This window comes from Leptospira semungkisensis (assembly GCF_004770055.1).
Classification (GTDB): Bacteria; Spirochaetota; Leptospiria; order Leptospirales; family Leptospiraceae; genus Leptospira_B; species Leptospira_B semungkisensis.
This window is the reverse complement of the sequence record NZ_RQEP01000005.1, coordinates 913786-930274: the sequence shown is the minus strand read 5'-3', so window position 1 is coordinate 930274 and position 16489 is coordinate 913786. Positions and strand designations below refer to the sequence as shown.

15 protein-coding genes are annotated in these 16489 nt (G+C 42.8%); 8 read left to right on the top strand and 7 right to left on the bottom strand.

From position 1 onward, the window contains the following. The first annotated feature begins 91 nt into the window (after positions 1–91). Both EHO59_RS04420 and EHO59_RS04415 read left to right on the top strand, forming a co-directional pair. Positions 92–1102, top strand: coding sequence for a hypothetical protein (locus EHO59_RS04420; protein WP_135585122.1), 1011 nt, complete (start codon positions 92–94; stop codon positions 1100–1102). A gap of 59 nt (positions 1103–1161) precedes the next feature. Then, positions 1162–2205 carry an LIC_10230 family protein gene (locus tag EHO59_RS04415; RefSeq protein WP_135585120.1) on the top strand — a complete coding sequence of 348 codons (1044 nt, stop codon included), beginning with the start codon at positions 1162–1164 and terminating at the stop codon, positions 2203–2205. On the opposite strand, the gene EHO59_RS04410 is transcribed toward EHO59_RS04415, so the two are convergent. From EHO59_RS04410 to EHO59_RS04395, 4 genes are read right to left on the bottom strand one after another with little or no spacing between them, the layout of a single operon-like run. Next, entirely contained in the window at positions 2161–2436 is a 276-nt protein-coding gene (locus EHO59_RS04410) for a hypothetical protein (RefSeq protein ID WP_135585118.1), read from the bottom strand. The genes EHO59_RS04415 and EHO59_RS04410 overlap by 45 nt on opposite strands. Positions 2437–2439: 3 nt before the next feature. Next, complete coding sequence (locus EHO59_RS04405) at positions 2440–3123, bottom strand: toxin-antitoxin system YwqK family antitoxin (protein WP_135585116.1); 684 nt, start codon at positions 3121–3123, stop codon at positions 2440–2442. Beyond that, a complete protein-coding gene (locus EHO59_RS04400) occupies positions 3124–3819 on the bottom strand; it encodes a hypothetical protein (RefSeq protein ID WP_135585114.1) in 696 nt (231 codons plus the stop codon). Further along, a complete protein-coding gene (locus EHO59_RS04395; protein ID WP_135585112.1) occupies positions 3812–4567 on the bottom strand; it encodes a ParA family protein in 756 nt (251 codons plus the stop codon). The genes EHO59_RS04400 and EHO59_RS04395 overlap by 8 nt, the downstream gene beginning before the upstream one ends. 114 nt (positions 4568–4681) lie before the next feature. Between EHO59_RS04395 and gatB the strand changes: the two genes are divergently transcribed. Then, positions 4682–6139 (top strand): Asp-tRNA(Asn)/Glu-tRNA(Gln) amidotransferase subunit GatB, encoded by a 1458-nt coding sequence (gene gatB / locus EHO59_RS04390; protein WP_135585110.1) that lies wholly within the window; start codon positions 4682–4684, stop codon positions 6137–6139. A gap of 23 nt (positions 6140–6162) precedes the next feature. On the opposite strand, the gene EHO59_RS04385 is transcribed toward gatB, so the two are convergent. Together EHO59_RS04385 and EHO59_RS04380 are read right to left on the bottom strand one after the other, a co-directional pair. Further along, positions 6163–6633 (bottom strand): GNAT family N-acetyltransferase, encoded by a 471-nt coding sequence (locus EHO59_RS04385; protein ID WP_135585108.1) that lies wholly within the window; start codon positions 6631–6633, stop codon positions 6163–6165. A gap of 78 nt (positions 6634–6711) precedes the next feature. Beyond that, complete coding sequence (locus EHO59_RS04380) at positions 6712–7461, bottom strand: hypothetical protein (protein WP_135585106.1); 750 nt, start codon at positions 7459–7461, stop codon at positions 6712–6714. Positions 7462–7669: 208 nt separating this feature from the next. On the opposite strand from EHO59_RS04380, the gene dnaE reads away from it, so the two are divergent. Then, the gene (gene dnaE / locus EHO59_RS04375) at positions 7670–11191 is read left to right on the top strand and encodes a DNA polymerase III subunit alpha (protein WP_210413046.1); all 3522 of its coding nucleotides are present in this window, start codon (positions 7670–7672) and stop codon (positions 11189–11191) included. Here dnaE and EHO59_RS04370 read toward each other — a convergent pair. Then, positions 11188–12096, bottom strand: a complete 909-nt coding sequence (locus EHO59_RS04370; RefSeq protein WP_167882061.1) for a M23 family metallopeptidase — start codon at positions 12094–12096, stop codon at positions 11188–11190. The genes dnaE and EHO59_RS04370 overlap by 4 nt on opposite strands. A 35-nt stretch (positions 12097–12131) precedes the next feature. On the opposite strand from EHO59_RS04370, the gene EHO59_RS04365 reads away from it, so the two are divergent. The 4 genes from EHO59_RS04365 to EHO59_RS04350 all read left to right on the top strand — a co-directional run bounded on the left by EHO59_RS04365 (position 12132) and on the right by EHO59_RS04350 (position 16453). Then, on the top strand, positions 12132–13037 hold the full coding sequence (locus EHO59_RS04365; RefSeq protein WP_135585102.1) for an RNA polymerase sigma factor: 906 nt from the start codon (positions 12132–12134) through the stop codon (positions 13035–13037). A 39-nt stretch (positions 13038–13076) separates the two neighbouring features. Continuing rightward, positions 13077–13820, top strand: coding sequence for a hypothetical protein (locus tag EHO59_RS04360; RefSeq protein ID WP_135585100.1), 744 nt, complete (start codon positions 13077–13079; stop codon positions 13818–13820). Between the two features lie 77 nt (positions 13821–13897). Next, positions 13898–15736, top strand: a complete 1839-nt coding sequence (locus EHO59_RS04355) for a CHAT domain-containing protein (protein WP_135585098.1) — start codon at positions 13898–13900, stop codon at positions 15734–15736. Beyond that, positions 15737–16453: a hypothetical protein gene (locus tag EHO59_RS04350; RefSeq protein WP_135585096.1), complete on the top strand. Its 717-nt coding sequence runs from the start codon at positions 15737–15739 to the stop codon at positions 16451–16453. It abuts the gene before it with no gap. Positions 16454–16489: the final 36 nt, after the last annotated feature.

Genomic DNA, 16489 nt, shown 5'->3' with positions numbered 1-16489 from the left:
TTGACAATTATAAGATTTCGATGCAGGATGTCAAAAAAAAGTCGATATCGATTTGGGCTCAGAGTAGTATCGGTCTTTCATTCGAAATTTTATGCCATCTGAACAAGTTTATTCATTATTATTTCAATCCAGAGACACTACATCCTCTCTTTACATCTTATTTGGGGGAATTGTCGATCCTGTTGCCAGCCGTATAGAGAGATTCGAAGTCGTAGCCGTAGGAAACAGCGAACTCATCAATATACCTCTCTCCGGAGCCACCTTCAAAGACATTACAAACGTCTGCCAAAAGATCAAGTATGAAGGAAAGCAACTTAAGAATCTAACGAACAAGCTCCAAGAATTATTCCAAACTAGTGGCCGCTCCGATGATTTCATGGAACAATTGATCCATTATATCAATAAGAGAGAAGACGAGAAGATCCGATATCTGATCAATCAGGTCGGAAACCAAGCCATGGGAAATACCAAACCGGATATCTCACTTTGGTACTCCTTGGTCGATCGTGACAAGATAGAAGAGGCAGGGAGTTCCAGACCTTCTTTCGAAACTCTCGATGCTGAAGAAGCTCCCGCAGTTGTTCCGGACGAGGCTCCAGTAATTCCAGTAGGAGTTCCTACAGGTGTCGATGCAAATATTCCAGCTAATGCTACGAGGATTCAGTTCAAGTTCATTCTCTCTCCAGTATCCGGGATCCCGGTCAATCAACTTAGACCGGGTGATCAAATCGTAGTCCAATTGATCGGAAGCGATCCTGCGACTCTCGGAATCATAGATGTAATGAAATTAAAGATGGAAGACGGTAGCATAAAACCTGTTCCTGCGACGATTGTTGCTACGGAAAACAAGGGAGTAGAGAACGAAACCGTTATCAAGATAGGAAATGATATCTTCGGCAAGATCTACGAAGAAGAGAACTCTATTAAGGTCCGTCCTTATACAGGAGAAAAACCTGCGGCCGCAAAAGGCAGCACAAGCAGCGCCTCCGCTGCCTCTTCCGCTTCTTTAGAGGCAGGAGAATCCAGTCTGCTTCTTACCGTTCTGATCGCCTTAGGAGTCGTAGGGATCGGAATGGTGGCTGTATTCGTATTCTTATTTTAAACTTTTTGGATGAAGAGAATTCGGCTTAGAGAAATCCTAGTCGATACAGCATCAGTAGAATGAAATCCCGAAGCCAACTAATCATCGCATATATTATTCCATTCCTTCTTTTACTCGTGAGTGTGTTCCAACTCTTCTTGCAGCCTACATTCTTGGATGCAAACGATACTTCTACAATGGAAGCCTTATTAGATGGAACAGGGAGAGAACCTGCTTCCGGTTTTTACTTCCAGGGAGGAGCGATCTCTCAAATGCTTCTTACACAAAAGATCATTGCAGAGATCAATGATCCTTCTCTTCCGGCTGACTCTCAACCCGAAGATACCAAAGACAGACTCGGGAGAGTTCTCTTAGGACAGAAGATCCAAATCTTCTTTTATATCTTTCTCGCAATCCTTTCGGTTACTTCTTTTGTTTCCTTGTATTACAAGGCTTTCTTCTACGCATTTCTAAATCGGGTTTTGTATTTCTTCGGGATCATTTATGCTCTCACAGCGTTACCTACGTTAGTTGGAGCTACAGTTCGCACTCCGAATGCAGTGGCCTGGATCCTTCCGATAGTAATATTTTTCCTGGGATGGATCATTGGAATGATCTATCTTATGGTTTCCATTGGCTCTATCTTCAAAAATGATCCTGCGGAAAGATTTGAATCTTTACAAAATCTAAGAGAAGACGAGGCCGAATTCAGGACTGGAAAGAAGGCGGACAGTGAAACTTTCTGGGCTTCGGTTTGGCATTTCTTTGGGATCGTGGCCTTAGGGACTTTGATTGGAGATCTGATCTATATTCCCCTATTCGTTTTGCAAAAAAGTTATTCAGAGCAATTTGGGATTCTGTTGATCTTAGCGGTAATTCTTCTCTCCGCCTTTTATATTCGGAATTATTTGAAATTCGGCAAAAGTTCAGAGCTTGGAAAATACCAAAATCTTGCTCTTGCGTTCGGCTACTTGCAGGCGAGATTCATACGAATCATCTTGTATATCAATATCATACTAGTGATCGTATTCGTATTTGTGGTAGTCTTAATTGTTTGGCTGAATTCTAACTTTGGGGTCCTAAAATCCCTGCTTCCATCCATCGATAGCGGACAGAATCTCTAAAGAATTCCTTCCTAAAATATAGCACCCTGCTATATGAAAAAAAGCTAATGCAAAATAGTAGGTCCTGTCCAAGATCCTGCGAAACGCAGTGAATATTCCCAAATGAGTAACAAGCAATGCGAGAAGAAAAGCCTCGCTTGCATAATGAGTGAAAGTTAAGTAAAAACTAATATAGATAGTTAAAGAAAGAAAACTCCAGAATACAAACTTCTCCCATCGAGATTTTTGCATGGGTCATCCGCAATGGGATCCTTTCTCTTCTACATCACAGAGTTTCTTGCCATCAGGAGCATATATCGTGCGAGAGATGAATTTTCCTGAATCATCGAATACTTCTACAGATTCGGTCTGACGATTTGGGAAATAATAGAACCAGGTCCTGATCTTTTTGCCTTTGGAATAATATCCTGAGTATTCCAACTCTCCGTCCTTAAAGAACTTCTGCCAAAAATCCGATTTGAAACCGCTCTTGTAATGACCTTTTACTTCTAGATTTCCTTCTGGATAATATCTTTCGTACGGTCCGTCTTCGTTCCCTTCGTCACCGTTAAATTGAGCGGCAAGATCCTTGGGCCCAGGACCGAATTTTTGTTTTACGTAAACTTTTCCATTCGGAAAGTACCAAGTCCAATCTCCGACCTTAACTCCATGCTCATATCTTCCTTGAGCAGAAACTCCATCCTCGGAACGAAGATAGGATTTGCTATCTCCGTGGTACAACTTGTTCTCATCCACAGGACATTCGAAGAATAACTTTCCATTATCGTAATATATTCTGCTGACGCCATTCTCGATCAGAACATAAGCATTCATATTTCGATCATGTTTAGCGCCGGCAGGCAATCCTGCAGGACGATCCGCAGGCTCGCAAAATGAAAAGAATAGGAAAAAGGAAAAAAGAATTAGAAAGAATTTCATTTAGTCGATGGTGAATTTCTTGGTAACAAGAACCTCTTCGTCCTCGTTCTTGATCTCAACTTCATACGCTCCTTCTTCATCAAAGAAAGAATCGTCATAATAGGTTTGGAATTTATCGAACCTACGCTTGAAATCTTTTTCTTGGACGCTGACTTCTTCTCTAGAATCATCCACTTTATAGATCGTGAGCTTGATACGATCGGGAGAAAACCATCCGCCTCTCTTATAATAAATGAAGAAGTCTTGGCCGTGAGTAAAATGATATTCCTTTTCGGAAGTCATTCCCGAAACCTTATCGGGAGTCATCTTGTCCACATCCATATAGATCTCGTGCTTAGAAGGCCAGATCCACCAAACAAGCGCGGCAAATAAGAAGACTCCGAGGATACGAATCCACTTTTTATTCCCGTTGGAATCACGGTTTCCTGACTGGGTATATTCTTCTATCCTCATATCGTTGTTTACCTTGAAGAGGGGCTCCTTTTTGGGCAATTGTTTTTCCCGGCTTTTCTCTACATCCAAAGGCCTGACCAAAGTCTCTTTCGGGATCTCGGCCTCTTCCTTAGGTAAATCTTGAGAAAGGTTCTTAGAAGAAGTTTGTTCGGGAACTCGAACTTCTCCTCCCAAGGTTTTGCGAACCACGTCGCCTGCTGCCTTCTTCAATAGATCTTTTTTAGAATCGGACTTCTTAGCCAAGAGAGAATACCTCTTCGGTAAACTGAAGATAAGCTTTTGTTGCCTTGTTCTTAGGTTGGTATTCGTAAAGGGATTGGTTCAGTAGATGCGCTTCCTCCACGGCAACGGAAGGAGGGATCTTAGATTCGAATAAACGAAGATGCTCTTCTATCATCGGCACAACAGTCTGAGACATGGTAGTCCTTTGCTGGAACAAGGTCAGTAGAGCGCCTAAAATCTTAAGCCCGGGATTGAACCGTTTTACTGTATTGCCCTTTGCTTCTAAGATCGCCTCAATTCCATCCAAAGAAAATTTGGAAACCTGCAAGGGGACAATAACACCGGTTGCAGCAACGAAAGCATTCATAGTAATCAAAGAAAGACTAGGAGGACAATCGATCACCACCCAATCAAAATCGGAGGAATGCGGTTCTAATGCTTCTTTCAGGATAAAGAAACCGTCCATCTTGCCAGCCAGCAACACATCGATTTGGGTCAGCTTGGAAGAAGAAGGAAGAAGATGCAAACCTTCAATCCGGGTACGCACTATGATCTCCGAAAGAGGAGCCCTCTCACTGAAAAGTGAAAAGGAATCTTTGGCAGAATCCGACTTGGATTCCGGAAAAACCGAGCTCGCATTGTTCTGAGCATCCAGATCGATTAAAAGGACCTTCTCTCCTTTTCTTGCTAGGCCGGCAGCAAGATGCACGGATGTAGTGGTTTTTCCCACTCCACCCTTCTGATTCGCAATACAAAGAGTTTGTTTCATTCAAAAATCCGTTGCCGGTACTGGTCCGCTTGGAAGAATAACTCCATAGGCCTCTAAAATTTCAAGGATAAGGAAAAAACTCATCCTACAAATTCGAGGCAAAGAGGTGTTCTAGTGCAATATGAAGTGATCATCGGTTTGGAAGTACACGCACAGCTCAATACCAATTCCAAAGTATTCTCCGATAGTCCCTCTAAATTCGGTGCGGCTCCCAATTCTCAAGTTTCCTCTGTTTGCTTGGGGTTACCGGGATCTCTTCCTGTCCTGAACGAAGACGCTCTTTCTAAAGCGATCATGGCGGGACTCGCCTTCGGCTCGGATATCACTCTTCATACAAAATTCGACCGCAAGAATTATTTCTATCCTGACCTTCCCAAAGGATATCAGATCTCTCAATTCGACAGGCCGATTTGCGTTGGAGGAGGAATTACCTTCACCGTCAAGGGAGAAGATAAACCTAGATACGTAAACCTCACTCGAATTCATATTGAAGAAGATGCCGGAAAGCTAATACACTCTGCTGACCCTAAAATCCCTCAGTCTTATGTTGACTTAAACAGAGCAGGAACTCCTCTGATAGAGATCGTTTCCGAACCGGATATGCGCTCTTCTGACGAAGCATATTATTATCTATTAGCTCTCAAATCTGTACTCAGGTATATTAGAGTTTCTGATTGTAATATGGAAGAAGGTTCCCTTCGCTGCGATGCGAACGTTTCCATTCGACCAGTCGGTTCGGATAAATTCGGAACCAGAGTAGAGATCAAGAACCTGAACTCGTTCAAAGCAGTCAAGGCTGCGATAGACTACGAAGTAGAATGGCAGAAGGATATGTACACCCAAGGCAAGACCTTCCCGCAGCAAACCAAACTTTGGGATTCTGCTTCGAATGTGACTCTTACTATGAGAACCAAAGAGATGAGTCATGATTACCGTTATTTTCCGGATCCAGATCTTCCTCCTGTTATTCTTACCAAAGAAACTGTAGAAGATATTCGTAAAACCTTGCCGGAACTTCCGGATGCAAGAAGAGATCGCTTTGTAGAATCACTCGGACTTCCTAAATACGATGCGGACGTACTCACCGCAGAAAGAGAGATCGCGGATTATTTCGAAGATGCTCTCAAAGTTTCCGGAGACGCAAAGAGAACTTCGAACTGGGTCAAAGACGAAGTGCTCGGGATCGTAAACAAAGAAAGCATTACAATTTCAGAATTCAATGTAGGACCTCAAAGGATTGGCGGTCTCGTAAAACTGATCGCGGACGGAAAGATTTCCGGAAAGATCGGAAAGACTGTTTTCGAAGAAATGCTTAGCAGTGATAAGGATCCAGAGGCAATCGTAACCGAAAAGAACCTGATCGTAGTTCGCGATGACAAAGAGATCGAAAGGATTGTAGACGAGGCGATTGCTGCAAATGAAGACGCAGTCCAAAAATACAAATCCGGAAAGGACAGAGCTCTCGGTGCGATTGTAGGTTACGTGATGAAAGTCTCTAAAGGCAAAGCAGATCCGAATCTGGTAAACCAAATGCTTTTGGATAAGTTAGGGCCTCTTCCTCCAAAGGGCTAAAATTACGAGCGCCTTTGCGAAGTTTAGGCTTCCTTAGGCGCGACCCAATAGTAATGCAAAAAGGATTCGCTCAACTTGAATCCGAAATGTTCGTATAAGATCCGAGCAGTTCGATTATCTGGAGAAGTCTCCAAACCCATTCCTTTTCCTCCGCATCTTATAACTGCAGCGGTAGCCTCTTCTAAGAGTTTCTTTGCGATCCCGTTCCTACGTTCGCCTTCTCTTACATAAAGATCATTTAATATGAAATCCTTTTGGATGGTTAAAGAGGAAAACGTAGGATACAATTGTGCAAATCCGACTAAGCCTCCAGGACCTTCTGCTACTAAAAGGATGGAATCTTTGTACAAAAGCCTGTCTTCTAAGAATCGTTTTGCAGCGGGGACATCCGATTCGTATCCGTAAAACTTTCGATATAAGTCGAACAACTCCGAGAGTTCTTCCAGGTCGGATCTAGTGGCAATTCGAGTAGGGATCGTAGGCGCTTTCTGCATGGTTCTCCATTTTGCGAAAGTGCAGAATATACTAAATTTCGAATAGGATCTATTCTATTTTTATAAATAATGAAAAAATTAAAAACAATTCGCAGATAAGAGAGCCTTTGTCCCTAAATTTTGAGACCAAGACTTAGGATAGAGCAAAAAGAACTCTTTATTTGTCCCAGGATTCATTACCCAAGGATCCTTTTCATTCCAAAACTCTAAATTAGTGGTAAATAAAGGATTAGAAATCGCTTTAGAAATATTTGTTTCTCCCGAAGTCGACAGATCCATAACATTTCCAATATGCTTCATTCCGTCACAGTTTCCTTCTTTCGCGCAGGCTGCGACTGCGCCTACGATAAACACAGTAGTTAGCGTTAATACTCCTGCATTATATAAATTCTTTATGTTCCCTTTCCAATTAAGGCAGGAGATATTTTTAGGATAATTTTCCCATGCTTCGGGACGGAATGGTTCTCCTTCATGTTCGAATTCCAATCCGGATAAATTCAGAACTTCTCTTATGGAGTTATTATTTTGAATCCTTACAAACACCAGATAATAATGAGAAGAAAGCCGAAGCAAAATCGAGCTATCATCCTTTATAAAAAAATTGGCAAGTACCGCATCGGACCAATCTGCTTTCGGATCGAGAACCTCTACGGAAATATTTAGTTTTGTATCTTTGTTTGGAGCAATGCTCTTTCTTAAAACCACCCGAGTCGGTAGTTCGCTTGCAGCAGTTCGAGCAGAAAAATTTCTCTCACTATGGTCCGCAGTCACACATTCGATGACAAGCAAACCGATCGAAAGAAAGAGGAAACACTTTAGGATCCGCATCGGGACATTCTTTAAAGGATGCATTCGCAAATTCAATAATAGTACGGATAGAAACGATTATTTTTGGCGCTTTTTTCCGTTCCAACTAGCGTAGGAACTCCTAGAAAAAATCCTGGCAATTCGACACTGATTTCCGGACTAAGAATAAGAGATTCTCCCTCACTCCGCTTGACGGAGATCGGACCCAAATTCTATTATGTCCCTTGGTATGGAAGACTTCGCCCACCTCCACCTCCACACAACCTATTCCATGCTCGACGGAGCGATCCGTATCAAAGAGTTAATGCAGCATGTAAAGGAATCCGGAATGAGTTCCGTCGCCATGACGGACCACGGAAACATGTTTGGGGCGATCGAGTTTTATAACGAAGCCGTTAAAAACGGGATAAAACCGATTATCGGCTGCGAATTCTACGTTTCTCCCAATAGAAAGGCGGAGACAGAAGTCGTCAAGATTGCCGACGGAAACGCGTATCATCTTATTCTTCTAGCCAAAAACGAAGTAGGTTACAAAAATCTAATAAAGCTCGCGAGCAAATCCTATACAGAAGGCTTTTATAAGAAGGCTCGTATCGATTACGATCTATTGGATCGTTATAGCGATGGCTTGGTTTGTTTGACTGCCTGCCTTGCGGGAGAAGTGAACCGCAAGATCCTAGAGGGAAAAGAACCGGAATCTTTCCAGCTCGCAGGTAAACTGAATGAGATCTTTAACAAAGAGGACTTTTATTTAGAGATCCAAAATCACGGAATTCCGGAACAGGAGATCGTAGCCAAAGGAGTCTATGAACTCGCTCAAAAGACTGGGATCAAATTAGTAGTCACGAACGATTCTCACTTCTTAAAGAAGGACGATAAAGAAGCTCAAGACATTCTTCTTCGTATCGGAATGAGAAAGACCATCGAAGATGAGATGGAGTTCGGATTTAATCAGCATTTTTATGTTAAGTCGCCTGCAGAGATGAAGCTTCTCTTCCCAGAACTTCCTCAGGCGTTCTATTCTACTTTGGAAATTCGAGATAAGGTAGATCTAAAATTAAAATTTGGAAATCACCTTCTTCCTGAATTTACGGTTCCTAATGGTTTCGACGAGTACGGCTTTATGGAAAAGCTGGTTTGGGAAGGTGTTACTCAGCGTTATTCCAGCGTAACTTCCGAGATCAAAGAAAGGGTCGAATTCGAATTGAATACGATTAAGAACATGCACTTTGCAGGCTACTTCTTGATCGTTCAGGATTATATCAATTACGCAAAGAAAACAGGAATCCCAGTCGGCCCAGGACGAGGTTCTGCTGCCGGTTCTATCGTAGCCTATGCATTAGGAATTACGAATGTCGAGCCTCTTCAATTCAATCTTCTCTTCGAAAGATTCTTAAATCCGGACCGAAAAGATATGCCGGATATAGATACGGACTTCTGCGTGGAGCGCCGAGAAGAAGTAATCAATTATATCCGCCACAAGTACGGTGAAGATAGAGTCGGACAGATCATTACCTTCGGATCCTTAGGCGCAAAGGCCGCACTTAAAGACGTTGCTCGCGTCATGAATCTTCCGTTCGAAGAATCAAACCGACTCACTAGTTATTGTCCAAGCAAGCCTGGGATTACGATCGACGAAGCTCTTGCGATGTCCGGTGACCTGAAGCAAGCCAGCGAGAAAGATGACTTAAACAAAAAGATCTTTGCGATCGCTAAACGCTTAGAAGGAAACTATAGACAACCCGGACGTCACGCCGCAGGAGTTGTGATCTCTCCTTTCCCATTAGATGAAGTGGTTCCTCTTTCAACAGTTGCAGAGAAGGATAAACCAGGCGTTCGATCCATAGTAACTCAGTACGAAAAGAATAACCTAGAATCCGTCGGCTTGATCAAGATGGATATCCTCGGCCTCAAAAACTTAACCACTCTGAATTATGCGGTTAACCTAGTTCGAGAGAGACGCGGGATTGAATTAGATTTAGATAAAATACCTTTAGATAACGCGAACACATACGCGTTGCTCAGAAAGGCAAACACTCTCGGTATCTTCCAGTTAGAATCGACAGGAATCACTGATCTTGTCGCACGTAGCCAGGTCTCGAATTTCGACGAGATCGTAGCCTTGATCGCTCTCTATCGTCCCGGTCCGATGGAATCAGGGATGTTAGAAGAATACTTAGAACGTAAGAGCGGCAAGAAACCGGTAACCTATCCTCATTCTTCTTGCGAAGTCATCTTAAAAGAAACCTTCGGACTGACTGTTTACCAGGAACAGGTGATGAGCATCTCCAGAGTCGTGGGCGGATTCACTATGGGTGAGTCCGATATGCTCCGTAAGGCAATGGCCAAAAAGAAGAAAGAACTCATGGACCCTCTTCGCGTTAAGTTCATAGAGGGAGCCCAAGCCCAAGGACATGCCAAGAAATTCTCCGAAGATCTTTTCGATCAGTTGGAGAAGTTCGGAGGTTACGGATTCAATAAGTCCCACTCCGTGGCATACGCGTTAGTCACATACCAAACAGCCTATATGAAGGCAAATTACCCGACCGAGTACATGGCCGCATTGCTCGCGGGAGATCATTCCAAGACAACAGATATCGTTAAATACATTAACAACGCTCGTGAAATGGGGATCAATGTACTTACCCCGGATGTGAATGAATCGGACGTATCCTTCTCCGTAATCGACGAGCATACCATAAGATTCGGAATCTCCGCAATGAAAGGTGTTGGAGAAGGTGCTGCCGAGAATATCATCGCAGCGAGAAAATCTTTAGGAGGCTTCAAGGAAATCACTGAGTTCATGATCAATATAGATACTCGGATCCTGAACAAAAAGATCTTAGAAGCCTTGGTCCAAGGCGGAGCCTTAGACTCCTTCGGTTTCACTCGTAAATGCCTCTTCGAATCCATGGACAGTTTAGTTTCCTTCGCACAGAAAGAACAAGAAAGAACGAAAGAAGGTCAATTCTCTCTCTTTGGCGATGCAAGTGCCGCTTACGAATTCAAGCTTCCTAAAGATGCAGATGAATGGGAGATGGAGGACAAACTCCGCAGAGAGAAGGCTTTCACAGGGATCTATCTCTCCGGCCACCCTCTGGACAAATACAAAGGCCATTTAAAAAGTCTCAACTCGGTAGCTATCGAGACTCTGGACAATATCAAGGCCGGAACTAGGGTAGAGATCGCAGGAATATTAACTTCTCTTAAAATAAAATTCACAAAGAAGAAAGAAGAATTCGTAAACTTCAAGCTCGAAGACAGGACAGGCGAAATAGAATGCGTGGCCTTTCCTAAAGTATATCAAAGATTCAAAGATATCATCAAAGAAGACCAAGCAGTATTTTTAAAAGGAGATCTGGATCGGATCGAGGCGGGAGAATCTGAACTCAGAGGACAGATCAAGGTCAATAGTTTCGAGATCCTAGACGAGAGCACCATCGAAGACAAGATGGAAAAGGCTCTGCATATCCGACTCGAGGACCGACACAAAAAAATGCCGGATATCATCGGGCAACTTCACACATTACTAGCCGCTTACCAAGGAAATTCCAACGTATACTTTCATATCATCTCCGGAAATGAGGAGAAGAAAGTAATCCGAGCTCATAACCATTATTCCATTCAGCCAAATCCGGAATTGATGAATCGCTTGGTAACTTTATTGGGTGAAGGAAGTGTCTTCGAAAGTTTCGGAGATAACGTGAGAGTCTATAAGTCCAACGGGACCAAACAAGCAGTTAAGATCTAACGAATCCGAGTCACGTAAAACGTAAAAGTTTTCTCGGAGAGGTTTTGGCGAAAATCCCAGGCCAAGACCTTGATCGTATTCTCTCCATTACGAAAATCTAAATTACCAAGCAGATACTGATCTTTGTAATACAGGTCGGTGAACGGGAATCCTTCTGAATTCTTCCATTCTCCTTTTTCATAATGCAGATTGGAGAAGCTCGCCTTCTTCAATTGCTGGCCGTTCAAAGAAACCTGGATCTGGGCAACTCCCCTTCTCTGACCTGATTTCTTCCCCGCATCTTGAATACCTACTGTTACAGGAAAAGGCTTGGAGATATTGATATTATCTCCGTCGTTGATCTGGCTGAATTTACTCTCGTCCTGATGGACCAAAAGATTTCCGATCGCCGGAGGAGTCTCATCTTCGACTGGGGCCAAGACTTTCATAGGGTCTTGGATGATCTTTCCGAATTCTCTTAGCAAAACAAAGTGTAGGTGAGCACCGCTCGAGTGCCCTGTGTTCCCTGTATAAGCAATTTTTTCGCCGGCGGCAACTAGCCTTTCGTCCAACAGACCGGGAAGCCGACCGTCTTTCAGGTGATAATAAGAAGAATAAATCCCATTTCCATGATCCAACCAGACCGAATTTCCGGTCCCGAATTCTTCCCCAAACGGATCGTCTTCACCAAACCGCGAGTAGAGGATCTTGCCTTCGGCCATTGCCAAAACAGGTTCTCCGGAAGAAGCAATATCCATTCCATTATGAAAATGATCTCCACGGGATTCTCCGAAAACGGAACTAACTTTGTTCTCGATTCCGTCGGTTTTCACAGGGAAAAGAAAATTTATTACTTTATCGTTTTGTGCAAAGGTGCTTAGATGGAACGCGGCCAAGATAATTCCGAGATATATAATACGTCTCATTTAGCTTGGCCCCCTGGTGCAAGGTTACATAAAGAATGAATTTGTCAAAGGATAAAACCCTCGACCTGGTTACCCGCTGCGGGGAAGGAGACGAGGCCGCACTCAAATTATTCTTCGAGTCCTATTCCGAAGATATATACAACTTCCCGATGAAAATTTTTCATCTGAGCGAAGATGATGCCGGTGACTTCTTCTTGTACGCGTTCGAAAGATTGAAAACCGGTGCAAGGTTCTCCAGCTTTAAAGGAAAGTCCAGCTTCCGCACTTGGTTCTATTCCGTTTTACGTAATATGCTCATTGATTGGCAAAGAACCAAGAGAGAGCTCAAGATCACCAACCTCGGAAAGATCAATAAAGAAGGAAAAGAATACGCTACTATCGAAGACGAACCCGATCTAAGACCTGAGTTGGTCGAAGAAGCTCAGGAGCTCACCAAACTTTTTCACCAAGTTTTGGGAGAGATCGGAGTAGAGAAACGAGTCATTTTCAAATTATCTTATATTTACTATCTCAATCTGGACGAAGAAGAGATCCAATTCTTGGTCAGTAAAACGAATCTAGGTCTGGATGATCTCAAAAAGAAGATCCTGGAGCTAAGATCCGAACTTTCCAAAAGAGAAGAGGAGAATATTCGTATGGAAGACAAGATTACGTCTCTGTATCTGAATATTCTGGAGCTAAAGGAAAAGCAAACTGCTACAGTGAAAAAGGCTCCTATCCTCCCTCAAGAGATAGATAAAACCTCTCAGGCATTAAAAAAGAAATACGAACAGAGAAAGAAACTGCTAGAAAAGCGAAAGAAAGGCCATTTCTTAGCCCGTACTCCCTATCGTGAGGTTGCGGATCTATTGGGAATTACGGAAGGAAATGTTAGCGTTACTTTGTTGCGTCTGATCGAAAAAATACAAAAAAAACTCAAATTCTCGGAATTGTCTGAGTAGAAAGAATCGTCATAAAAGCTATTGGAGCGTCGCACTCAAATGGAATCCAACCGCGAACAAAACTCGGTGCCAGAAATAATCCAATCTCTCTTTGAGGGAAAGACGGACGTATTGTCCGGCCTGGATAAAAACACCGATCTACAGAATGAACTCATTCAAATGGAGGAAGCCCTCCAGGCGAGTTTGAAAGCTGCAGGAGAATCCTATTTCGAATCGGCAGCCCGCCAACACCAATTCCAATCTTTCCAAGAGGAGTTGGACCTCAGCAAGGCCGAACTTAATGAGGGCTGGCAGGTAAAACCGTTTCCTGAATATCTGAAAAGATATGTGGAGATAGAACTGTCCCGTAAGGCACAGGGCAAAGAATCTATCGTAGTGAAATTAGGAAAATCCGGAGCACAACTTTTCGGAAGTCTGATCGAAACCTTACAAATCAATACTCGCGTGGATTACGCGCCTGCTATGCGTTCTGCAGTAGCAAAAGCACCTTCCGCATCCGAGTTTATTGTATTCGAAGAGAAGGTAGATAAAGACTGCAAGTTCACTTACCAAGTCGTACAAGAAACTGACGAAACTGCTTACTTAAGTGTCAAAATCGAATGTCCTAGACCGGAAGATTTCCAAAGAGTAAATCTTTCTAAGGACGGAAGATTCATCCTTTCTAACCAATTCAATTCCGAAGGGATCACAAACTTCTCCGGATTGAGAGAAGGAAAGTACACAGTCGAGTTTCAGGGAAAAGACTTGTCTAAATCGATCGACCTCTTTATCCTTTTGGATTAAGGGCGAGCTAACCGGTTTCCTCTATCGGATTTTATGTCCGATCGGAGGAAAACACTTAGGCGCAGTTTTCGATTCAAATGCTGAACCTAATTATAGACAGAGTCGGTGCGGTAAACGTATTCAACGTATTGGATAGCTCAGGCAGCGGGTCCGAATCTCACCTTCAATCTACCATGGACGAGGACCTTATCCTCGAGTATATTAAGGAAATCGAAAATTTAGTTCGGGTTTCCGTCGCAATTCATCAGAAATCAGTCCAAACTCCTACTCTTGAAACGGATATTCTTCACGATCTCAAGATCTTGGGAGAAACATTCTACGATCAATTCTTTCCATCTGCGATCCAAGAGAAGCTTAGACTTACTACTGAAAAATTCCTGCACTTTAATATTGATCCTAAGTTAGGAGTGATCCCGTGGGAACTCCTGCACGACGGCACTTGCTTTCTCTCCGACAAATTCTTCATAGGGAAGACCGTACGAGGAGAATCCAATAGCGCTGCATTCAAAGAAAAAGAAAAGCTTAGAATGCTGATCATCGCAGATCCAACCGAGGATCTGGAATGGGCGCAAAAAGAGGGAGAGCAACTCTTTAGAGTATTGAGTGAAAAGGTCCCAAGCTCGCGCTTAGAAATAGAATTCATAGGCGGACGCCAGGTTACCAAATTGAAACTTCTCTCCTTGATCAAAGGAAAGAATATCATTCACTACTCAGGACATTTGTATTTCTCGGACGATCCTTTAGAAAACGGATGGCTGATCTCCGAAGGAAAGATCCTAAAAGCAAGGGAGATCAAAAACTCCGGCTTCAATACAGACATGGTTTTTTCTAACTCTTGCCAATCGAACAAGAGTACGACTCGAAACCTGAATTCTGACCTGATGAATAATTTCGCAGGATCATTTTTGATGTCAGGCATCAAAAGTTTTATTGGGACAAATTGGGAGATCGCGGATAACCAGAACACCATCGACTTCACGATCCAATTCTATACGAACTTATTTGCAGATAAGAGCATCGGCGAGTCCTTATATCTCGCAAAAGAACATGCTAGAAGAAATTATGATCCTAGCGATCTGACTTGGACGAATTATAGCCTGCATGGCCAGCCGATCATTCGAGTAGTCTCCGATCCTACCAAAGGAAAACCGGTCCATAAGATCATTAATCCTTCTTTAATATTCAAATTCTATCCTAGCGCGATCGCTTCTTCTTATTATCAATTCACTGAAAGACAGAAAGAAGAATCACTGACTTCCTTCCAATTGATGGAATATCTGATCCGTTCATTTGAAGAATTCTCCAAGATACTTGGCGGGATCTTATTTAGTGATCACCAGAACCATTCCTTAGGAAAGTACATCCCGAATAATCCGGATGATGCTTATAATATTGAAAGATGGTGGGAACTGATCTTTCAATGCCTACATGATTTCAGAAAATTAGAGATCACTCCTGTGGTCACCGATCTTGCGGAGATACTCTTCGCGAATAAGGATACCATTCAGAAAATGATCCAATGGATGGATCTTTATTCTAAAGGACAGATCCAACCTGAATCCGCGGACGGATATCTGATCACCTTTCAATATTATTTCGAAAATCTTCTTACGGAGTTGGAGGAATTAGAGAGGATCAGCATCTTCTTAGTATCTACCAATTCCAACACACACTTGTTCTTCCGAGGCTTAAAGCCTGAGTCCTCTTTGGTAGCAGCCCCAATGATCAAACAGGACTTTATAGGAGAGCAAATCGAGAAGTATCGAGGTAAGGTAATTGTATTCCATGAAGATAGGCTGCAGATCTTTCCTTTAAATTGCAGTATTGTTGAAAATCCGGAGACCAAAGATCTAGAGTTGGCCTTTTTAGGATTCTTATCCTCCAAATCGGGAAATCTGCCTCACGGCGGTATGTGAGTGGGACTTTGCCAGCCTTCCGCTAATGTTCCGTTTTCTTGCGGAGCATGTTGCGGGCTCTTCAATCTAGAACTTCCTGCAGATAAATTAAGAAACGTTTTAAAAGAAAGGACCGAAACCTTTCAGCAAACTGTAGACTTTGCAAAGCCATATACAATGGCTGAGTTCCGCAAAGTTAGAGAAGACGCAGAAAAAAATTTCGTAAAGAAGGACCCGTTAACTTATAACTGTCCTTTTCTAGGTATGCTTACGGAAGAAATTCCTTCTGATCATTCTGAAACTAAGGTGAGAAGCAGGATAGGATGCATGATCCATCCGGTGTATTCCGGAGATGCTCGCAGTCAGAATTATTCCTTTTATGGAGCTTCCATTTGCCAAGCGTACGATTGTAGAAACAAAGAAAGAAATCGTGCAGAAGAATGGGAAGAGATCTTCTCAGAATTCGCAGACGATTCTTTCTCTTATTCTGCGCTCGCTTCCGATTATAGGACGATTGATCTATTAGAAGGTTATTTGACTGAGGAAGGATTCGAACCTTCTACTTGGTTTAGCACTCACAGAGAAAAGATCTTTGAAATCTTAAGCATCAAATTTGAGAGAGGAGTTTCTCTCTGGAATACTTCTTTCGAGCTGGAGATGGAAAGTCCTCCGCCGATATCCTATAGAGAAAGATTAGCGAAATGGTTATGCCTAGGATCGGACGATCCCAGGCTTTGAAATGATTAGATTAGGAGAATGATACGCGAAAGTATG